The following is a 21,665-nucleotide window of genomic DNA, read 5'->3' as shown; positions in this document are numbered from 1 at the left end:
AAATAATGGTGAGCATTTATCACAACCCGCGTTGCAGCAAGAGCCGCGAAACCCTGGCGCTGTTGCAGGATAAAGGCATTGAAACTGATGTGGTGCTGTATCTTGAAACACCGCCTGACGTGCAGGCGCTAAAAAAAATGCTGCAACAGTTAGGCATGAGTAGTGCGCGCGATCTGATGCGCCGCAAAGAAGATCTTTATAAAGAGTTAAATCTGGCAGACAGCCAGTTGAGTGAAGATCAACTGCTGCAGGCGATGGTTGAGCATCCGAAACTGATCGAACGCCCCATCGTGATCAACGGTGATCAGGCACGAATTGGCCGTCCACCGGAAGCGGTGCTGGAGATTGTTTAAAGCCCCAGCGCTTCTTTGACAAAAGGAATGGTGAGCTTGCGCTGTGCGCTAATAGAGGCGCGATCTAACCGATCAAGCGTATCAAACAGCGTGCGCATTTCGCGGTCGAGGCGTTTCAGCAGGAAGCGCCCGACATCTTCCGGTAACTCAAAACCACGCAGCCCTGCTCGCATTTGCATCGCCTGGAGTTTGTCTTCATCTGACAATGGCTGCAAACGATAGATTTGTCCCCAGTCGAGACGGGAAGCTAAGTCCGGCAGGCCAAGATTGAGCTGACGCGGTGGACGATCGCCGGTGATCAGCAAACGCGTTTTGCCGATTTCCAGAATACGGTTATAGAGATCGAAGATCGCCATCTCCCACTCGGCATCACCGGCAATGCATTCGATATTATCAATGCAGACCAGTGCCAGGTTCTCCATGCCGTCCAACACTTCCGGCACAAACCAGGTGCGTTTATCCAGCGGAACATATCCCACCGCTTCACCACGGGCCGACATCTCAGCACAGGCTGCATGCAGTAAGTGACTACGGCCGCCGCCTTCACGTGACCAAAAATAGAGATAGCTGCCGTGTTGCTGAGAGAGTGCGCCTTGCAGCGCCGCCAACAGAGACGGATTTTCCCCCGGCCAGAAACTGGCAAAGGTTTCATCATCGGGTAAATAGAGTGGCAGTGAAAGCTGTGCCGGCGTGTTCAGAAGTACCTCAACGGATGAGCAGGCAGAAAACGGCGCAAGTTTATCACGATCCTTGCAAGAGATGAACCAGGCTTCCCTGCCCGGCAAAGCGCATTAACTTTCGCGCTTTTCTTCGGCATCCAGTACCACTTCCTCGGGCCGTAACAGACTGATTACGCGGAAAATCAGTGCCAACGCGACGCCAACGATGGTGGCCAGCGCCATGCCTTTCAGTTCTGCAGCGCCGATATGCACTTTCGCGCCGCTGACGCCGATGATCAGGATCACCGAGGTCAGGATCAGATTCTGCGCTTTGTTGTAATCCACTTTAGATTCAATCAATACGCGAATACCGGAAGCCCCGATCACTCCGTACAACAGCAGAGAAACGCCCCCCATGACCGGCACCGGGATTGCCTGAATTGCGGCCGCCAGTTTACCTACGCAAGAGAGCAGAATCGCGAAGATCGCCGCCCCGCCAATCACCCAGGTGCTGTATACACGGGTAATCGCCATCACGCCGATGTTCTCACCGTAAGTGGTGTTTGGCGTGGAACCGAAGAAACCGGAGATCATGGTGGACAAGCCGTTAGCAAACATCGAGCGATGCAGGCCGGGATCGCGAATCAGATCTTTTTTCACGATATTGGCGGTAACGACTAAGTGGCCAACGTGCTCAGCGATCACCACCAGCGCCGCAGGCAGGATGGTCAACATCGCGGCCCATTCGAAGCGCGGCGTGTAGAAGGTTGGCAGTGCAAACCACGGCGCATCAGCCACCGATTGCCAGTTTACGATGCCCATAAAGGAGGAGAGCGCGTAGCCAGCCAGTACGCCGATCAGAATCGGGATAATGGCGAGGAAACCGCGGAACAGCACCGAACCAAACACCGTGACCGCCAGTGTCACCATCGAAATGATGATGGTTTTGCTGTCTGGCGAGGTGCCATCGGCTGGCAACAGACCGGCCATATTGGCTGCCACGCCCGCCAGTTCCAGACCGATCACCGCAACGATTGCGCCCATCGCGGCCGGTGGGAACATCACATCCAGCCAGCCGGTACCGGCTTTTTTGACGATCAGCGCCACTACACAGAACAGGAAACCGCAAAGAATAAAGCCGCCCAGCGCCACTTCATAACCCAGCGGCAACAGCAGCAGCACCGGTGAAATAAAGGCAAAGCTCGAACCCAGATACGCCGGGATTTTTCCTTTACAGATAAACAGATACAGCAGCGTACCAACGCCGTTAAACAGCAATACGGTGGCCGGGTTGATGTGGAACAGAATCGGCACCAGCACCGTGGCGCCAAACATGGCGAACAGGTGTTGTAAGCTGAGTGGAATGGTTTGCAGCAGCGGTGGACGTTCGTCTACCCCGATCGCGCGTCTTGTCATTATCTCTCTATCCCCATTAGTCGTTATGAATGCTGTTTGTTCAGGCCGCGCCATCAGGGAGCCGCGCAATTCATTACGCAATATTCCAACACGCTAAGTGCCATGTCGGGAAAAAGAGCGCGATAAATCGCGCCGCTACCAAAGGTGCTGGTGTTTATGCGGCACTGAACTAAAGGGCATTACATGAGTTGTTGTGTTTTTGCCAAAAAAAAGCCGACTCTCTGGCCGGCTGGATGCTTTATTTATTTCGTTCCGAAGATCTTATCGCCGGCATCGCCGAGACCTGGAATGATATAGCCCTTCTCGTTCAATCCCTGATCGATTGACGCGGTGTAGAGCTCAACGTCTGGATGCGCTTTCTCCAGCGCCGCAATCCCTTCTGGTGCCGCCACCAACACCAGCACTTTGATGCTGTTGCAGCCCGCTTTTTTCAGCAGGTCGATAGTGGCGATCATCGAACCACCGGTTGCCAGCATCGGGTCAACGACCAGTGCTAAACGCTCTTCGATATTGGACACCAGTTTCTGGAAGTACGGCACCGGCTCCAGCGTCTCTTCATCACGATAGACACCGACGACACTGATGCGCGCGCTTGGCACGTGCTCCAGCACACCTTCCATCATGCCGAGGCCCGCACGCAGAATCGGCACCACGGTGATTTTTTTGCCTTTGATTTGATCGACGTCGACCGGGCCGTTCCAGCCTTCAATGGTGACGCGCTCCGTGGCCAGATCGGCAGTGGCTTCATAAGTCAGCAGGCTGCCGACTTCTGAGGCCAGCTCGCGGAAGCGTTTGGTGCTGATATCATGCTCACGCATCAGGCCCAGTTTATGTTTGACCAGCGGGTGTTTGACTTCCACGATCTTCATGATTGTTCTCCCGGAATTGAGTTGAGCTAAAAAAAATCGCCGGATTATACCGCCTTTTTGCCACTGCGCCACTTGTCATTGGTCAATGGCTTAGCGCGATTCGCGTGATCTTAAGGATTGGTGAAAAATCAGCACTGTGCAAAGCGGCGTGAGATGGCACTCGCAAACGTTTGCCTGCGCTGATAGAATTAGCGCGCTTAATTTTTGCCACCAACCGCAATTCGCGTGGGGATTCCGCAGTGACCGACAAAACCTCTCTCAGCTACAAAGACGCCGGTGTTGATATCGATGCTGGTAACGATCTGGTTGACCGTATTAAAGGCGTAGTAAAGAAAACTCGCCGCCCGGAAGTGATGGGTGGGCTGGGTGGCTTTGGCGCGCTCTGTGCGCTGCCGCAGAAATACCGCGAGCCTGTGCTGGTCTCCGGAACCGATGGCGTCGGCACCAAGCTGCGTCTGGCGATGGATCTCAAACGTCATGACAGCATCGGCATCGATCTGGTTGCGATGTGTGTGAACGACCTGATTGTACAAGGCGCTGAGCCGCTGTTCTTCCTCGACTACTACGCAACCGGCAAACTGGACGTGGATACCGCTTCAGCGGTGATCACCGGTATCGCTGAAGGTTGCCTGCAGTCAGGTTGTGCGCTGGTCGGCGGTGAAACCGCTGAGATGCCAGGCATGTACCACGGTGAAGACTACGACGTGGCCGGTTTCTGCGTCGGCGTGGTGGAAAAATCAGAAATCATTGACGGTTCGAAAGTGCAGGACGGCGACGTGCTGATCGCACTGGGTTCAAGCGGCCCGCATTCGAACGGTTATTCGCTGGTGCGTAAGATTCTGGAAGTCAGCCAGACTGATCCAGAAACCAAACAGCTGGATGGCAAACCACTGGCCGATCACCTGCTGGCACCGACTCGTATCTACGTGAAAAACATCCTTAGCCTGATCGAGCAGGTGGATGTGCACGCGATTTCTCACCTGACCGGTGGCGGCTTCTGGGAGAACATCCCACGCGTGTTGCCAGACAATACTCAGGCGGTGATTGACGAGAAGAGCTGGCAGTGGCCGTCCGTGTTCAGCTGGTTACAGCAGGCCGGTAACGTCAGCCGTCATGAAATGTATCGTACCTTTAACTGCGGCGTGGGCATGATCATCGCGCTGAGCCCGGCCGATGCCGATAAAGCGGTACAGCTGATGACCGACGCTGGCGAACAGGCGTGGAAAATCGGCGTGATTAAAGCCTCTGACTCAGAAGAGCGAGTGGTTATTAATCCATGAAAAAACTGGTTGTACTGATCTCCGGTAACGGAAGCAATCTTCAGTCCATCCTCGACGCCTGCGCAAGCGGGCGTATTAACGGCAGCGTCGCTGCCGTTTTCAGTAATAAAGCCTCGGCATTTGGTTTGACGCGTGCGCAGGAAGCCAGCGTGCCGGGCCATAGCCTCGCCGCCAGTGACTTTGCCGACCGCGATGCGTTTGACCGCCAACTGATGCAGGAAATCGATGCTTATGCGCCGGATTTGGTGGTGCTGGCCGGTTACATGCGCATTCTCAGTCAGGCGTTTGTCGCGCATTATCACGACCGGTTGGTGAACATCCATCCGTCGCTGCTGCCGAAATATCCCGGACTGCATACCCATCGTCAGGCGCTAGAGAATGGCGATGAGGAACACGGCACGTCGGTGCACTTTGTTACTGACGAACTGGATGGCGGACCGGTGATTTTGCAGGCGCGCGTTCCGGTATTTGCTGAAGATGATGAAGAAGAGATCACCTCACGTGTACAGCATCAGGAGCATGCGATTTATCCGCTGGTGATCGGCTGGTTTGTCGATGGTCGTTTGCAGATGCGTGATGGAAAAGCCTGGCTGGATGGGCAACCGTTGCCACCTCAGGGTTACGCACACGACTGATTTTCACCTTATTCAGCCGCGTGCAGACACGTTGCCCCGCTTAATTCACCCCAGTCACTGGCTGATGTCAGCGCCTGGGGCTGCTAAAACCTGTTGCCTTTCTGCGCCCTGAAAACGTAGAGCAACTTGCTTATCCCTTAACCAAATCTACCCGTAATGTAATCTTCGGTTTTGCGCGCTTTTGGCGAGGTGAAGATGCGGTCGGTTTCATCAAACTCCACCAGTTGTCCGTTATGCATAAACGCCGTGTAATCTGACACGCGCGCCGCCTGCTGCATGTTGTGCGTCACCAGCACCAGCGTGAAATGCTGCTTTAACGTGGTCATCAACTCTTCGATCACTAGCGTGGAAATCGGATCGAGCGCCGACGTCGGCTCATCCAGCAGCAATACTTCCGGCTCAATGGCAATGGCACGCGCAATCACCAGACGCTGCTGCTGACCGCTGGAGAGCGTCAACGCATTCTGTGCCAGCTGATCTTTCACTTCACTCCACAGTGCCGCTGCACGCAGTGCACGTTCACAAGCTTCGTTCAGCACGCGACGATCGCGCACCCCTTGCAGCCGCAAACCGTACACCACGTTCTCGTAGATCGATTTCGGGAATGGATTCGGGCGCTGAAATACCATGCCAATCCGGCGACGCAACGCAGGCAGATCCTGATTCGCCTGCATCACCGCATGCTGATCGAGCAGAATTTCACCTTCAATGCGGCAGCGTTCAATCACATCGTTCATGCGATTAAAGCAGCGCAGCAGCGTTGACTTGCCACAACCGGACGGACCAATCAGCGCTGTGATGCGGTTTTTCGGGATGTACAGATCGATATTGTTCAGCGCCTGGCGTTCACCGTACCACAGCGACAGTTGGTTAACGGTTAACGCGATGTCGTAATCGGGCGTCATCTAAAAACCTTTCTAGTGCGTCATGAGGCGGTAACGCTCGCGCAGCCGATGCCGCAGCGCCATCGCCAACAGATTGAGCGACAGGATGATCACCACCAGCAGCAAGGCGGTGGCGTAAACCAGCGGTCGGTCAGCGTCGATATTCGGGCTCTGGAAGGCCAAATCGTAAATCTGAAAACCGAGGTGCATAAATTTGCGGTCGAGGTGCAAATAGGGGAACACCGCATCCACCGGTAACTCCGGGGCCATTTTCACCACACCCACCAGCATCAGCGGGGCGGTTTCCCCTGCTGCACGCGCTACAGCCAGAATCAGGCCGGTGAGCATAGCCGGGACCGCCAGCGGTAACACCACGCGCCACAGCGTTTCCGCCTGAGTGGCACCCAGCGCCAGCGAGCCCTGACGCAGATTATCCGGGATGCGTGACAGCCCCTCTTCGGTGGCGACAATCACCACGGGTAATGTCAGCAGCGCCAGCGTCAACGCCGCCCATAGCAGGCCCGGCGTGCCATAGGTCGGATTCGGCAACGCGCGCGAGAAAAACAGCTGATCAATCGTGCCGCCGATCAACCAGACAAAGAAGCCCAGACCAAACACGCCATACACAATCGACGGCACACCGGCGAGATTCACCACCGCGATGCGCACCAGCCGCGTTAACGCATGACGTCCGGCATATTCGTGCAGCCACACCGCCGCCACCACCCCCAGCGGCATCACGATGATCGACATCAGCAACACCATCAGCACGGTGCCAAAAATCGCCGGGAACGCCCCGCTCTCGCCGCCGCCTGATGTCGGGGAATCGCTGACAAACTGCCAGATTTGACTGAAGAAGTGCTGTACTTTCTGCCTAAACGACATCGCATTCGGATACCAGGCATCCACCACCTGCGCCAGCGGAATGATATGATCCTGCCCCTGCACATCGCGCAGCACCAACGTGTCGCGTTCGCTCTCATGTTGCAGATGGGTCAGTTGTTGCGCTAGTGCGCTAAAGCGCCGTTGCAGCGCCACGCTGTTGGCATCGAATTCCGATTGATCCTGCAGGGTGAACGTGCCGCGCTGACGTTGCTCATCAGCTTGCTGCTGCAGGCTTTCCAGCTGTGCATTGAGGCGCGCCATTTGCACACGACGAATATGGCTGGCCTGACGTAGCTGCTCATGGACTTGCGCCAACCGCTGATGCAGCAGCGCATCACGATCGCGCGCGGTCAGCACTTCATTGTCTTCCCGCAGTTCAATCAGCCAACCGTAAGCGTTGCCGCCGCTGCGGCGCTGTAAAACCACCGCATCTGCCGGGCGACGCGTTTTCGCCGCGCCCTGGCTATACAGCACACGGAAATCCGGTGCGGCAAAATCGCGATTGCCCGTTTTCACCACATAGCGCCACTGCTCGCCCTGCGGCTGTTTGTGCAGCGTTTCGCCCAGCACCATCACCGCCGAACCTTCCGGCGGCTGGAACAGATATTGATCCACTGGCTGCGGCCAGAAGGCGCGCATGCCCTGCCACCCCAGCAGGCCAATCAGCAAGGTAAACGCCAGTAAGCACACGGCCACCGCACCGGCAGTCAGCCAGCGCCAGCGATCGTTTTGACGCATCGCTTTCATCCCTGTCCCTCATGCTGGCTGTAGCGCTGGCGCAGACGCTGACGAATCAACTCCGCAACGGTGTTGATCACTAAAGTGAATATCAGTAACAACAGCGCACTCAGGAACAGAATTCGGTAATGCGCACTGCCCGCTGCCGCTTCCGGCATCTCAATGGCGATGTTAGCCGAAAGTGCACGTAATCCGGCAAACAAGCCACCTTCGCTGACCGGCGTGTTGCCGGTGGCCATCAGCACAATCATGGTTTCCCCTACTGCGCGGCCAAAGCCAATCATCAAAGCGGCAAATATCCCCGCCGAAGCGCCCGGCAATACCACGCGCGTCAAGGTTTGCCACGGCGTAGCGCCCAGCGCCAGCGAACCTTGCCCCAGCGCGCCCGGCACGCTGAATAAAGCATCTTCTGATAAGGTGAAAATCAACGGCACCAATGCAAAGCCCATCGCCAGCGCCGCGACCAATAAGTTGCGTTGTTCATAATGCGCCAACCGCTCGCCGATATTCGGCCACAACTGCGTGGGCAGCCACAGCGTCAGGAGTGTGACGGCCAGCAATACCGGCAGCAGCAGAATCACCTCGAAACCTGGGCGTCGCCAACGCGCTGGCAAATGCGGACTGAGCACGCCGCACAGCAATAAAGTCACCGCCAGCACCAGCGGTAGCAGCAACACGCCGACCAGCGCAGTACTCACGTGCGGTGCCAGCCAGACGCCGGCAATCAAGCCAATCACCACGCTTGGCAACGCGCCCATCATTTCAATGCCCGGCTTCACCCAGCGGCGTAATCCCGGAGACATAAACCATGCGGTGTACATTGCCGCCGCCAGAGCCAGCGGCGTGGCAAACAGCAGCGCCAGCGAGGCGGCTTTGAGTGTACCCAGCACCATCGGTATCAGACTGAATTTGGCCTGATAGCTGTCGCCAGCCGCAGTGGATTGCCATACCCAATCCGGCTGCGGATAGTTCTCGTACCAGATTTTTTGCCACAGATTGCGCCAGGTGAAATCGGGCCACGGATTATCCAGCGCAAACTGTTGCCACTGACCTTCCCGCTCCACAATCAGCGCATCACCGCGGGGTGAAAAGGCCAGCGCCTGGATGCCCGGTGCCAGCTGACGCGTCAAAATCGGCCCCTGCTGCTTACTGGCGAACAGTTTGATTTCCCCCGCAGCATTAAAGGTGGCAAACACACGACGCTGCGCCTCAGGCACAACCTTCAGCGCATCCTGGCTGTGATCAAAGGTATGAATTTCCTGCAACCGCGGCCCTTTATCGCCTGCGATGGCAAACCATTGCTTGACCCCCTGGGCATCCTGAATCAGCAGCGTGCGCCCCCCGGTGAGGATATGCAGGCTTTGCGGACGCTGGTTAAGGGTCTGCGTTTCGCGCAGCTGAGCGCCTTCTGGCGTGATTTGCCATACACGCAGCAAACGCCCTTCGCTGGCGTACAGCAATGTGCCATCGGGGGATAACAGCAAATGCTCGGCTTGCTGCTGTGGCAGCAAAATCTGATTAACGGTTTGCTGGTTCTCCAGCGTCATTACGCTGATGCCTGCCGGCGTTTGGGCGGCAATCCGCCATTGGTGATCGCTTAGCGAGGTGAGCGCCATGGTGGTGACCGCGCCTTGCGCCAGATGCAGCGGACGATCGCCAAACGGGAAGAACCATTGACCGTGATTTTCGTGGATCAGCGGTTGCATCAGCAGCAGTGCGCCCTGCATATTGAGCAATACGCTATTGCTATTGCTGCTGTTGACCGCCGCATCAGGGTGCTGTTGCAGCACCAGCGCCTCAGCGGCGGGCTGCCCATCGAGTGGAATAAAGCGCGCCTCGTTGCGGCTGATGCGCCAGCCGAGATGCCCATCGCTGCCCATCGCCAGTACCTGGGCTTTATCCCAAAGCTGCATATTGGTGGTGGCTTGCATGCCCGGCGCGCTGAAAAGGGGTAACACCACCCAGATCAGCCAGAAGAATAGCAGCAGCATCAGCAGCAAAATGCCCACGCCGCAGCCTGTCACCACGCGACGAACAAACTGATCGACAGCACGGCGACGGCGGTCGCTGAAATGGACAGGGATACGATTTATGCTCATGCAGGCCAGGTTACAGGTGAAAACACGTCGCTATGTTGCCCGTAGCTGATTGATAAGACAACCTTTGGCGTTGGACAAGCTTGCCATACTCTCGCCATAATGGTGACGGACACTGAGCGGAGGCGCATTTTTGCGATTTTCCCGCCGGACAATCCGTCCAGCAACAGCCTCACGGAGTCAGAATGGGTCAGGAAAAGCTGTATATAGAAAAAGAAATAAGCTGGTTAAGCTTCAACGAACGTGTATTACAGGAAGCAGCGGACAAAACGAACCCGCTAATCGAGCGCATGCGCTTCCTGGGAATCTATTCCAACAATCTCGAAGAGTTCTACAAAGTGCGCTTCGCCGATCTGAAACGTCGCATTCTGATTGGTGAGGAACAGGGCACGCCGACGACCCTTCGTCATATCCTGAAAAAAATTCAGCTGCGGGTGCAGAAATCGGATCAGGAATTCGATGCACTGTACAACGACCTGCTGCTGGAGATGGCACGTAATCAGATCTTTCTGATTAACGAACGCCAGCTGTCGCCGAATCAGCAAGAGTGGCTGCGCTATTACTTCAAACATCAATTACGCCAGCACGTCACGCCGATTCTGATTAACCACGACACCGATCTGATTGAGTTCCTCAAAGACGACTACACCTATCTGGCGGTTGAGATTATTCGCGGCGACGATATTCGTTACGCGCTGCTGGAAATCCCGTCTGACAAGGTCCCACGTTTCGTCAATTTACCCGCTGAATCACCGCGTCGTCGCAAGCCGATGATTCTGCTGGATAACATCCTGCGCTATTGCCTGGATGAGATCTTCAAAGGCTTCTTCGATTACGATGCGCTGAATGCTTATTCGATGAAGATGACGCGCGATGCTGAATATGACCTCGTTACCGAGATGGAATCAAGCCTGCTGGAACTGATGTCCTCCAGCCTGAAGCAGCGCCTTAACGCAGAACCGGTGCGCTTTGTGTATCAGCGTGATATGCCGGATGCGATGGTGGAAATGCTGCGCCATAAGCTGTCGATTTCGAACTACGATTCGATTGTGCCGGGCGGCCGTTACCACAACTTTAAAGACTTTATTGGCTTCCCGAACGTCGGCAAAGCCAATCTGGAAAACCGTCCGCTGCCGCAAATCCGTCACATCGGCTTTGATGGCTTCCGTAACGGTTTCGATGCCATCCGTAATCGCGATGTGCTGCTCTACTATCCGTATCACACCTTTGAGCACGTGTTGGAGCTGTTGCGTCAGGCATCGTTCGACCCAAGCGTGCTGGCGATTAAGATCAACATTTATCGTGTCGCTAAAAACTCACGCATCATGGATGCGATGATCCACGCGGCGTACAACGGTAAAAAAGTGACAGTGGTGGTGGAGCTGCAGGCGCGTTTTGATGAAGAAGCCAATATTCGTTGGGCAAAACGCCTGACCGAAGCGGGCGTGCACGTGATCTTCTCCGCGCCGGGTCTGAAAATTCACGCCAAACTGTTCCTGATTTCACGTCGTGAAGGCGATGAGATTGTGCGTTATGCGCATATCGGCACCGGTAACTTCAACGAAAAAACCGCACGCATTTATACTGACTATTCATTGCTGACCGCCGATGCGCGCATCACCAATGAAGTGCGCCGCGTGTTCAACTTTATTGAGAACCCGTATCGTCCGGTGACGTTCGAACACTTACTGGTGTCGCCGCAGAACTCGCGCGACATGCTGTATAAGTTGATCGATGCCGAGATCGCCAATGCCCAGCAGAAAAAACCGGCGGGCATTACACTGAAAATCAACAACCTCGTCGATAACGGCCTGGTGGATCGCCTCTATGCCGCGTCATCTGCGGGCGTGAAGATCAATTTACTGGTGCGAGGAATGTGTTCTCTGATCCCTGATTTACCGGGCATCAGCGAAAATATTCGTATTACCAGCATCGTTGACCGTTATCTTGAGCATGACCGCGTCTATATTTTTGAGAGCGACGGCGAGAAAAAGGTTTATCTCTCTTCCGCAGACTGGATGACGCGTAATATCGATCACCGTATTGAGGTGGCCGTGGCGATCCTTGATCCCCGCGTGAAGCAGCGCATTCTGGATATCATTGCCATTCTGTTGAGTGATACCGTGAAAGCGCGCATCGTGGACAAAGAACTGAGTAACCGTTATGTTCCGCGCGGCAATCGCAAGAAGGTGCGCTCGCAGCTGGCGATTTACGATTACATCAAGAAACTGGAACAACCCGAATAACGCCTATGCCAATTTCCCATAAAAGTACGCCGAAACCGCAGGAATTTGCTGCCATCGATCTGGGCTCAAACAGTTTCCACATGGTCATTGCCCGTGTGGTCGATGGCGCCATGCAAGTGTTGGGGCGTTTGAAACAGCGCGTGCATCTGGCCGATGGGTTAGATGCGCAAAATCGCCTGAGCGATGAGGCGATGGAGCGTGGCCTGAGCTGCCTGGCGCTGTTTGCGGAGCGTTTACAGGGGTTCAGCCCGGCAAACGTCACTATCGTCGGTACGCACACGCTGCGTATCGCCACCAATGCCGAAGAGTTCCTGCAGCGCGCCGCAGAGGTGATCCCCTATCCGATCGAGATCATCTCTGGCAATGAAGAAGCCCGTCTGATCTTCATGGGCGTGGAGCATACGCAGCCGGAAAAAGGCCGCAAGCTGGTGATCGATATCGGCGGCGGTTCAACCGAGCTGGTGATCGGTGAGGATTTTGAACCGCAGCTGGTGGAAAGCCGCCGCATGGGTTGTGTCAGCTTTGCCAATCTCTATTTCCCGAAAGGGGAAATTTCGCCTGAACACTTCCGTCGCGCGCGTTTGTCCGCAGCGCAGAAGCTTGAAACCATGGCCTGGCAGTATCGTCTGCACGGCTGGCAGTATGCGCTCGGCGCTTCAGGCTCGATCAAAGCAGCCTGCGAAGTGTTGATGGCAATGGGTGAGAAAGAGAAGCTGATCACGCCGGAAACGCTGGAGATGCTGGTCTCTGAGGTGCTGAAGCACAAGTCGTTTAATGCGTTGAGCCTGCCGGGCTTGTCGGAAGAGCGTAAAGCGGTGTTTGTGCCAGGGTTAGCGATTCTGTGTGGCGTATTTGATGCGCTGGCAATTCGCGAACTGCGCCTGTCTGACGGCGCGCTGCGTGAAGGTGTGCTGTATGAGATGGAAGGTCGCTTCCGCCATCAGGATATCCGCAGCCGCACCGCGCAAAGTCTGGCTAACCACTACGCTATCGATAGCGATCAGGCACGCCGCGTGCTGGAAACCACCGAGCAGCTTTATCTGCAGTGGCTGGATCAAAATCCCAAGCTGGCGAATCCACAGCTCTCCGCGCTGCTGAAATGGGCTGCGCTGCTGCATGAAGTCGGATTGACCATCAATCACAGCGGCATGCAGCGCCATTCAGCTTACATCCTGCAGAACTCCAACATGCCTGGTTTTAATCAGGATCAACAGATGCTGTTGGCCATGCTGGTACGCTACCACCGTAAAGCGGTGAAGCAGGATGAGATGCCACGTTTCACCTTGTTCAAAAAGAAACAGTTCCTGCCGATGGTGTTCCTGTTACGTCTGGGTACGCTGCTGAATAATCAGCGCCAGGCCACCACCAAGCCGGACTCGCTCAAGCTCAAGGCGGATGACAGCAACTGGACGCTGACTTTCCCGCGTGGCTATCTGAGCCAGAATACGCTGGTACAGCTGGATCTGGAGCGTGAGCAAGCCTACTGGAATGATGTCACCGGCTGGAAACTGACGCTGGAAGAGGAGTAATGCGGGCTGCTGGCCCGCTGTATCACTATGACAACACGTCCCGATAACTATTTCGCGGAAAAATACGGTCTGACACCGACCCACTCCGAAGTGCTGGCTGCATTGCCAAAACTGGCAGTGGGCAAAGCGTTAGACCTCGGCTGCGGCCAGGGCCGTAACAGTCTGTTCCTGAATCAGCATGGTTTTGACGTGACGGCCTGGGACAGCAATCCCGCTAGCCTTGAGCGTCTGAATAGCATTATTCAGGAAAAGAATCTGGAGAACATTCGCACGGAACTGTGCGATCTCAACCAGGTGCGGTTCAACGGTGGCTATCAGTTCGTGCTATCAACAGTGGTGATGATGTTCCTGCAACCGGAATCCATCCCACAGCTGATTGCCGATATGCAGGCCAGTACGCTGAAATATGGCTATAACCTGATTGTGGCGGCGATGAGCACGGATGATTATCCCAACTCGCAGAACTTCCCGTTTACGTTCAAATCCGGCGAGCTGAGCCATTACTATCGCGACTGGCACATCGTGAAGTACAACGAGGAAATCGGTGAACTGCATCGTCGTGATGAAAACGGCGATCGCATCAAATACCGTTTCGCCACGCTACTGGCGCAAAAAGCCAGCTATTGATGACGAGGCCGCGAAATGCGGCCCCATCTGATTTTGATCAACGCACCCTTAACCATTACTGCTCATTTTTCACACAGCAATTGACCTAACGATCTAACTGTGACTAAATGTTGCCATCGCCCAGCCGGGCATTTACAGGAACCACCCCGCGTGAACAGCGCCATCCCAGCACGAAGACGTCCCAAAACCGGTACCATGACTCGCATTATTTTGCTGATCAGTTTCTTCATTTTGGTTGGCCGTCTGATTTTCATCATCCCCGGTGCGATTGAGCATCATCAGCAAAAAAAAGCCGCACCTGAGCCGGTCACCACACTGAGCACCAGCGATTCGCGCTAAGGAAGTTGCGGGTCATCGTTGCTTGCCGCTTCACATTGCCCGATTGTGACAATGCTGCTTAATGCGCCCTGATTACCCGCAACGCGCTACACTTTGACCTGACTTTACAGACACAAGGGACGCGTTATGTCTGCTCCGTATGCACAACAATTAACTGAAATCCGTCAGCGCATCTTGCACCTGCTCCTCAGCGAGGACGATCTCGTTGATGTGCTGCTGGATAAATCTATCGATCTCAATGCCGCTGAGCTGCGGGAGATCACCGACTGGCGCCATCAGCTGGAAGAAGAGTTGCATCAACTGCACGCAGCTGACTTAGCGGATATCCTCGAAGCGCTACCTGAACAAGAGCGTCTGGCATTATGGCGCCTTGTGCCCTCCGAACAGCGCGGTCGCGTGCTGGTCGAAGCCTCTGAAACCGTCTGGGCCAGCCTGACGGAAGGTATGACTGATCGCGAGATTCTGCACGCTATTGAGCCGCTGGACATCGACGATCAGGTATATCTGGCTCGCTATCTGCCGCGTGATTTAACCGGACGTTTACTCACCACGCTGGAGCCAAACTTGCGTGCACGCCTGCTGGAAGTGATCGAGCTTGATCGCGACCGCGTGGGCCAGGTGATGGATTTCAATATTCTGACCGTCCGATCTGACGTGACCCTCGCCACCGTGCAGCGCTTTCTGCGCAAGCGCAAAAGCATGCCGGATGGTACCGATAAAATCTTTATTACTGACGAACAGAATCAGTTGCTGGGTGAGTTAACACTCACCGACATTTTACTCAACAAGCCAAAGACGCTGGTTTCTGACGTGATGAATGCGCGCCCGACCACCTTTCAGCTCGACGACAAAGCCGAAGATGCAGCCAGTGCCTTTGAGCGTTATAACTTGATCTCTGCCGCCGTTATTGATGCGAAAGGTAAGCTGATTGGCCGTATCACCGTGGAAGACGTGATCGATCTGGTTAACGAAGAGAACGAAAGTAACATTCGTAAGATGGGCGGTATCAGCCAGGGTGAGGACGTGTTCGCGCCGGTGCGCAAAGCGGTGGGTAAACGCTGGGCGTGGCTCGCCATCAATCTGTGTACCGCATTTATCGCTTCTCGCGTAATTGGCCTGTTTGAAGAGACCATTTCTCAACTGGTGGCGCTGGCGGCGCTGATGCCTATCGTCGCCGGGATTGGCGGTAACACCGGTAACCAAACCATCACCATGATTGTGCGTGCACTGGCGCTACATCAGGTGGAACCCGGTAACTTCTCCTTTCTGGTGGTACGTGAACTCGGCGTTGCCCTGATTAACGGGCTATTCTGGGGCGGAATCATGGGCAGCATCACCTGGTTGATGTACGACAATATGCAACTCGGTGGCGTGATGATGCTGGCGATGGTGCTTAACCTGCTGCTGGCGGCGCTCATGGGCGTACTGATTCCGTTGATCATGACCAAGATGAAACGCGACCCGGCAGTAGGCTCCAGCGTGCTGATCACCGCTATCACCGACACCGGCGGTTTCTTTATTTTCCTCGGTCTGGCAACGGTGTTTTTGCTGCACCATTAAATCAAAGACAGTGCGCGTAACGTTGCAGCGCTTGCTGCAAATTGAGTTGCAACGTTGCGTGCGCCAGTTCGCTGATGCCCGGTGTTACGCGGGATGAACCGCGTTGATTTAACCACTCGACCACATCGATAAGGTGCCACAGCGCGGTTTTACCATCATGAATTGGACGTGGAAACTGCGGGCTGTGAGTGAGCATTAACTTCCGCATATTTTGGCGCGATACGCCGATCAACTCGGCGATATCCGTAAGGCCGACCAGATCGGGGGCCGCTTCAATCAGTTCGGCATCGGGTAAAGCCTGAATGACTTCGGCTAAAGCATCGCGAATCGCTTGCTGCGCACTCTCCGCTTCCCGGCAGTACATCAGACTCAATTTACCGGCTACGCCAGTACCCACCAGCGCATCAGTGCAACCGGCAGCACCGAGTCGCTCCAGGGCTTCGTCATCAGAAACAGCGTCACTCAACTGAAAACGTAACGTGAATTCAAATTCCATTTTTACATCCTTATCGTTTCACTCTTGAGCAGTTATCCACCACTCGCTTTAACATCCTGGCATGATTTTCAGGGCTCTTAGGCGTGCTCCAAATGCAGGTAATACAGAAATCACCGCATCGACACTCTGCTGAATTCTCCGGGCAATACATTTTTCCCCACGCATGATGCCCACCCTGCACAATTTTCCATCCCTGAACTTCTGCATAACGTAAAACGCTTTCAATCTCTTTGTGCGGGTGTCGCTTCCTTTCTGACATTGCATGCCACCTTATACTTTAAACATTAGGTTGTCAACTGACAACCACCTTCAGTTTTCAGATGCTATGTCATCAGCATTTAAGGCGTGAGAGAACAACAAGTGTCCTGTGATCCCGGATTTAATTTGAGGTTGGATACCAGCGCACAAAATCGAGCGCACCTGAGTTCAAGCGCATATACACTTAGCGCTATCACTGACCTGAGGGAGAAACAGCATGTTTAAAGTTGATGATTTTGTGCAGTCGAAGACCGGTGGCCCAAAGATGCAGGTCACACGGGTTGAAGGGGAGTTGCTATGGTGTGCACGTATTGACGATCCCATCAAACGTGAGATCGAAGTCAGAGCAGATAGCGTGAATTTGTATCACGAAGAAGGCGATTTCGGCGTGTGCTGATTCTTCCGTTACGCGATAAATAGCGCCGCTACTGGTCAGTGCGCCCTGCCATAGCGGCGTAATTTATTGTGTAATGCCTGGTTTTGCTCGCCATGAATGACGCGCTACGCTGCTCGGTGCGGTTAATGACGCCCTTACATTGTTTGGTGCGGTTTTCATAAGGTGCGCATTCATGCGTACCAGGTTAGAGACGCACTCGCTGGCTTAAGTGAATGGCATTACGCAATTTATTGCACGACGTGAACGCAGACAATCACGGATTGTCCTTTTGCAGATTATCTTGCCCAATACCGCCAATAAACGGCAAGCGCAGTTTTAATGGCGTGAAGTCCAGCCCCAGATTCAATCCCAACACATTCACTTCCAGCCCTTCTTCCGCACCCAGGGTAACGCCTAACACACCCAGCAAGGACACCTGTAATCCGCGCCCCGACGGTGGTAATCCAATGGGATGAAGCAGAGAGCGATAATCTTTGCCTAGTGCATTAGCAGGCAAATCCAGCTTCAACGCAGGCACTTCACGGCCAATGTGTGCCATAAAGGTGTTGCTGTTCGGTCCCGGCCACGCGTGATAGGTCGTTGGCCATGGGTAAGATTTTATCGCCGCTTCGATCTGCGGAATCATTGCTTCTGCTTCCTTGCCGCGATGCTCCACCAGTAAACGCGGTTTCGCGCCGTACCAGTATCCGTCCGGCAGGTTTGCGTTGCGACGCACCTTGTCGCCACTGCCCCAGCTGATCACTTCGTAACGGTTGTACTCGGTCTCACCCGCGCGTTTGAAAATAATCCACGGATGCACCGCGACAGCGCCCTTCCAGCCATATGTGGGCGCGGCATAGACCTGCACGATGGCCAGATTGGCATATTGATGTGGGTCCGGCGCTAACCCAGCCGAATCCCGCCGCGCGGTGGCCCATCCGCCACGTTCAGTGGTCAATTCACCCGTGAGTGTGGCCTGAGCCAGGCTTGCAGCCAGAGAGAGCAGCACAATACAGAGAAACGACAGAAAAAAGGCTTTCAAAGGCAGCATCGACGGCATCCTGATGAGTAGCAATTCACCTGCCATCATGCCCTGTGACAGGTGAGTTTGTATTCACCAACTATGCTGTAATTGACGACTTGCGCTAAATGCTCCGAGATTTATCTATCCAGTTTAAGCCAGCGCTCTTCCAATCTGGCCAGTGCTGTGATTCCGTCTCCCAATCCTATTGAAAGTTTGAATTCTGAAGGCCACTCTCCCGATATTGATACTCTGGCTTCTTCTAACTTGCTGACAAATTTTAGTTGGCCATAAATGGTTAGATGGCCCATAAACATTTCGGCGATTTCTCTGCGTGTCACATTTTTTGGTATTTGTAACTTACGTAACACCAATACATCTTTAAGATGCATTTTCATTATTTTAACGGATTGGATTAAGAACCTAGCCATTACAATTAAAACAGCCAATATAACCACGACCTTTAATACTTGTATAAATCCATTATATCTAACAAGAAACTTCACAGCCCAAATAAAGAGGCAAGCAAAAAAAACAGCCGTTGATAAAAACAAAGAGAAAAGAAGGAATCTTTTAAAACCAAACATTGCGGTTAAGAATAACCTTGTGGTATTCATTACTTGCAACCAATCCAAAATTAAAAAACCAAGAACAATATTTATTACAAGTACATATAAATTACTTTGATGACAAATATCAATTGCACATAAAACACTCATGAACGATTCATTATCAGCTTTCACATACGACATTATACCAAAAACAAACAACGACAGAGCCATCATATACCGACTTATAACGACTATATCTGATGAAACACTCCGCCCTAGTGAATCTAGAAAATACATTCTATTTTTTTCATGACCGGATTGCACCGCAAGTAGACGACGTTTGTTTAAAAGTGACTTCCTGGGGAATATAACAGACATCAAAGCTATGCCTATTGCATAAGCCACACCGGTGACTATTGGGATAGGGGAGAGGATTAACGCGAGAATAAAAGAAAAAAATGACAGCTTAATATTAAAAATTCTCACTTTAGCTGCATTGTATACCCCTCGCAATGAATCAGAAAGTGATAAGCTCAGCAAAGTATTCTTACGCCCAAACCAATAATTTAAATCTGGTATGCTCATTACATAATTCTTAATTTCATTTTCCAGGCCCGCTTCCATTTTGGGTAAATGACGACATGACCGGAATGCCGTTTCCTGGAGCCAAATATCATTTCCTACGATAGCTTTTGACAAAATAGGCGTGGCTTTGGATTCTGAAAGCAGGCCAGTTGATTCCAGACATATTTTCGCCAGAATAATACTTTCACCGTGCGTAATATGATCCATAACAAAATCATTAAGATCATTTTCGAAAGGTTTGATGACTTCTCTTCGGGAACTGAAAGCGTCGATTAAAAATCGCAAGCAGTGAATGGCTCTCAACCTTAAACTAGCATCAGAAAAACTGGCTTTAATATCATGCCAACATAAGTCTGCAATTCTTTGTGCTTCAAGCTTATCACATAACTGTGCATATAAGACTAAAGCATCTCGACCACGAGAGTCTGTGGGTATGTGAGAAACGGGAATCTCATCGGGTTTGCTCAAAAGTCTTAACGTAACAAAATACTCTAAAAACCTGCGATGAACGAACGCAAATGAATTTTCCTCACCTGAAGTTACTCTTGCAATTCTGGCATAATCCAAAATATTAAGAACCGCATCTACTTTATCAGACTTGAAATGTTCGCTAATGACTTTTATTGGAGCTTCCAAGCCGAAATTAGATGATGAAAAAACAAACCAAGCTATATCAGTTGATACCGAAATCACATCATCAATCTTCAACCCAGCCTTATCCAATCTATTTTTACACAGTTCTAATCGATTCAATATATAGTCTTTAAAAATCTGGGCTTGATTTGCAGGTAGTGCATTATTTATTTCAATCCATGATCCTAATAGAGCCATTACAAAAGGATTTCTGGCCAGTGGAATTAAATCGGGGCGATCGCGGAACAGAACCCCTTTAACTCCTTGACTGAATTTTGGGAAGCGGCTTAATGCTTCAACAATACCTGTCTCAGAAAGAGGTCTGATTTCAAGTGTTTTTTGCGCTAAAAATGCGTCAGTAGGCCTTCTAAAAATCCTGGAAGATAGCACCCCTCTGGACAGAGGATGGGTTGAGATAAATCGGGAAATTACACTCGACAAAGAGTTAATCACATCCGAGTTTTCATCCGCATCAAGCAACTCTGAAATTTCATCAAACGAATCAAAGATGAAAAATAATCGACCGGAACGCCAAAGCTTTCTAAAATAGTGATCAACAAACTCTTCAGTGAAGACATCTCCACGATTTTTCACATTTTCAATCACAAATGACTCAAGATCTTTTAGGTCAAAACTCACTCGTTCTTCATTATTTAATTTTTCAGAAACCCACTCTCTCAAGTTAATGTAAATTGGTATTCTATTGGTCTTTTTCGATTCAGAGAGCATATCCTTGGCTAACTTTCTTAACGCAACGCTTTTGCCTGAACCCGGCGTACCTAAGATTAAAAAAGACTGAGTTTTTCGATCTTTTCTGATTGCATCCTGGAGGTTTATTATTCTTCTTCGCGAATAAACCCCAGAAGATGAAGAAACTTCTACCTCAGCTTGAAGTTCAGTGTAATACGCCGGACTCCAGTTTGTCGCACGGTCAATCGTTATTATATCTTGCAGTAATGCTGCACAAAATGCTTCCTGCTTCGCTTTATAGCTTTCCTCAGGAAAATCGTCTTTTAGCGGGACTGGATGGCCCCCGCTAATTGATTTATCACGCATAAAGTAATTAACAACAAAAATAACACCAAAAATAAATATGAGTAATGCTGGGGAAGGTTGATTCCCTAAGGATAATGATTTTAACCATGATGGGGCGCCTTCGAATTGTGGAAGACTGAGCAAATATTTTATAATTACATTTGCATAACCAACCCATCCCCCCCAAGAAGCAACCAGCGCAAAAGCACCAGTAAGACATACCATGCGAATTTTATTGGCGCCGTAGCCTGCTGGCATGACCAGGGGTCGAAGCAAAAAGACCATCAACATAATAAAGACAGCAAGAATAAGAGAATAAAATCCTGATATAAACAGTGAAGAACTCACTGCTACCACAGAAAAGACCAACATAAACAAAACAAACCGTTGATTCCCAGACATTATGTGTCCTTACCCATTAGTAAAATAGCATTAGTTTTATAATGAAATATGATGAAATCGCATCCCGTCACACCAATGTTATCAATGCCGATTTCTGAAAAAAAGAAAAATGATGATTTATATGATGATGTTATTTCATCAGTCGATTACCCACTTAAGTGAGGTCGGCTAATTTACAAAAAAAATGCCCCG

At 52.2% G+C, this 21,665-nt stretch carries 19 protein-coding genes; 9 read left to right on the top strand and 10 right to left on the bottom strand.

Annotated features, from left to right (window positions below):
- Positions 1–5: 5 nt before the first annotated feature.
- Entirely contained in the window at positions 6–353 is a 348-nt protein-coding gene (gene arsC / locus FD737_RS19115; RefSeq protein WP_160834303.1) for an arsenate reductase (glutaredoxin), read from the top strand.
- On the opposite strand, the gene hda is transcribed toward arsC, so the two are convergent.
- From hda to upp, 3 genes are all read right to left on the bottom strand, one after another.
- Positions 350–1,051, bottom strand: coding sequence for a DnaA inactivator Hda (gene hda / locus FD737_RS19110; protein WP_202403671.1), 702 nt, complete (start codon positions 1,049–1,051; stop codon positions 350–352). The genes arsC and hda overlap by 4 nt on opposite strands.
- Positions 1,052–1,144: 93 nt before the next feature.
- Positions 1,145–2,428 (bottom strand): uracil permease, encoded by a 1,284-nt coding sequence (gene uraA / locus FD737_RS19105; protein ID WP_160834302.1) that lies wholly within the window; start codon positions 2,426–2,428, stop codon positions 1,145–1,147.
- Between the two features lie 242 nt (positions 2,429–2,670).
- The gene (gene upp, locus FD737_RS19100; protein WP_034825735.1) at positions 2,671–3,297 is read right to left on the bottom strand and encodes a uracil phosphoribosyltransferase; all 627 of its coding nucleotides are present in this window, start codon (positions 3,295–3,297) and stop codon (positions 2,671–2,673) included.
- A gap of 239 nt (positions 3,298–3,536) precedes the next feature.
- Here upp and purM point away from each other — a divergent pair, with 239 nt between their 5' ends.
- Together purM and purN are read left to right on the top strand one after the other, a co-directional pair.
- Positions 3,537–4,577: a phosphoribosylformylglycinamidine cyclo-ligase gene (gene purM / locus FD737_RS19095; protein ID WP_034825969.1), complete on the top strand. Its 1,041-nt coding sequence runs from the start codon at positions 3,537–3,539 to the stop codon at positions 4,575–4,577.
- Complete coding sequence (gene purN, locus FD737_RS19090) at positions 4,574–5,212, top strand: phosphoribosylglycinamide formyltransferase (RefSeq protein WP_160834301.1); 639 nt, start codon at positions 4,574–4,576, stop codon at positions 5,210–5,212. Before purM ends, purN begins: the two co-directional genes overlap by 4 nt.
- A gap of 137 nt (positions 5,213–5,349) precedes the next feature.
- Here purN and pstB read toward each other — a convergent pair whose 3' ends face one another.
- Genes pstB through FD737_RS19075 form a run of 3 tightly spaced genes read right to left on the bottom strand, consistent with a single transcriptional unit; the run spans position 5,350 to position 9,818 of the window.
- Positions 5,350–6,117: a phosphate ABC transporter ATP-binding protein PstB gene (pstB, locus tag FD737_RS19085; protein ID WP_160834300.1), complete on the bottom strand. Its 768-nt coding sequence runs from the start codon at positions 6,115–6,117 to the stop codon at positions 5,350–5,352.
- Positions 6,118–6,129: 12 nt separating this feature from the next.
- On the bottom strand, positions 6,130–7,728 hold the full coding sequence (gene pstA, locus FD737_RS19080; protein WP_160834299.1) for a phosphate ABC transporter permease PstA: 1,599 nt from the start codon (positions 7,726–7,728) through the stop codon (positions 6,130–6,132).
- On the bottom strand, positions 7,725–9,818 hold the full coding sequence (locus tag FD737_RS19075; protein ID WP_160834298.1) for an ABC transporter permease subunit: 2,094 nt from the start codon (positions 9,816–9,818) through the stop codon (positions 7,725–7,727). The genes pstA and FD737_RS19075 overlap by 4 nt, the downstream gene beginning before the upstream one ends.
- A gap of 182 nt (positions 9,819–10,000) precedes the next feature.
- On the opposite strand from FD737_RS19075, the gene ppk1 reads away from it, so the two are divergent.
- From ppk1 to mgtE, 5 genes are all read left to right on the top strand, one after another.
- Complete coding sequence (gene ppk1 / locus FD737_RS19070; RefSeq protein ID WP_097118592.1) at positions 10,001–12,061, top strand: polyphosphate kinase 1; 2,061 nt, start codon at positions 10,001–10,003, stop codon at positions 12,059–12,061.
- A gap of 5 nt (positions 12,062–12,066) precedes the next feature.
- Positions 12,067–13,590 (top strand): exopolyphosphatase, encoded by a 1,524-nt coding sequence (gene ppx, locus FD737_RS19065; RefSeq protein ID WP_097118593.1) that lies wholly within the window; start codon positions 12,067–12,069, stop codon positions 13,588–13,590.
- A 27-nt stretch (positions 13,591–13,617) separates the two neighbouring features.
- Complete coding sequence (tehB, locus tag FD737_RS19060) at positions 13,618–14,217, top strand: tellurite resistance methyltransferase TehB (protein WP_160834297.1); 600 nt, start codon at positions 13,618–13,620, stop codon at positions 14,215–14,217.
- Positions 14,218–14,367: 150 nt separating this feature from the next.
- A complete protein-coding gene (locus FD737_RS19055) occupies positions 14,368–14,556 on the top strand; it encodes a YfgG family protein (protein WP_034825717.1) in 189 nt (62 codons plus the stop codon).
- Positions 14,557–14,682: 126 nt separating this feature from the next.
- Positions 14,683–16,116, top strand: coding sequence for a magnesium transporter (gene mgtE / locus FD737_RS19050; protein WP_160834296.1), 1,434 nt, complete (start codon positions 14,683–14,685; stop codon positions 16,114–16,116).
- A 1-nt stretch (position 16,117) separates the two neighbouring features.
- Here the strand turns inward: mgtE and FD737_RS19045 are convergent, their stop codons facing one another.
- Together FD737_RS19045 and FD737_RS23970 are read right to left on the bottom strand one after the other, a co-directional pair.
- The gene (locus tag FD737_RS19045) at positions 16,118–16,612 is read right to left on the bottom strand and encodes an AlpA family transcriptional regulator (RefSeq protein ID WP_160834295.1); all 495 of its coding nucleotides are present in this window, start codon (positions 16,610–16,612) and stop codon (positions 16,118–16,120) included.
- A 10-nt stretch (positions 16,613–16,622) separates the two neighbouring features.
- A complete protein-coding gene (locus FD737_RS23970) occupies positions 16,623–16,871 on the bottom strand; it encodes a hypothetical protein (protein WP_071845604.1) in 249 nt (82 codons plus the stop codon).
- 216 nt (positions 16,872–17,087) lie between these two features.
- On the opposite strand from FD737_RS23970, the gene FD737_RS19040 reads away from it, so the two are divergent.
- Positions 17,088–17,267: a hypothetical protein gene (locus FD737_RS19040; RefSeq protein WP_034825711.1), complete on the top strand. Its 180-nt coding sequence runs from the start codon at positions 17,088–17,090 to the stop codon at positions 17,265–17,267.
- 253 nt (positions 17,268–17,520) lie between these two features.
- Here FD737_RS19040 and FD737_RS19035 read toward each other — a convergent pair whose 3' ends face one another.
- Entirely contained in the window at positions 17,521–18,297 is a 777-nt protein-coding gene (locus FD737_RS19035; RefSeq protein ID WP_160834294.1) for a DUF3750 domain-containing protein, read from the bottom strand.
- Between the two features lie 110 nt (positions 18,298–18,407).
- A complete protein-coding gene (locus tag FD737_RS19030; protein WP_160834293.1) occupies positions 18,408–21,473 on the bottom strand; it encodes an NACHT domain-containing NTPase in 3,066 nt (1,021 codons plus the stop codon).
- Positions 21,474–21,665 lie beyond the last annotated feature (192 nt).

Origin of the sequence: Pantoea sp. Seng (assembly GCF_009829935.1) — a bacterium.
Classification (GTDB): domain Bacteria; phylum Pseudomonadota; class Gammaproteobacteria; order Enterobacterales; family Enterobacteriaceae; genus Pantoea; species Pantoea communis.
Note: the sequence above shows the minus strand (reverse complement) of the source record. Positions and strands in the feature narration are given on the sequence as shown.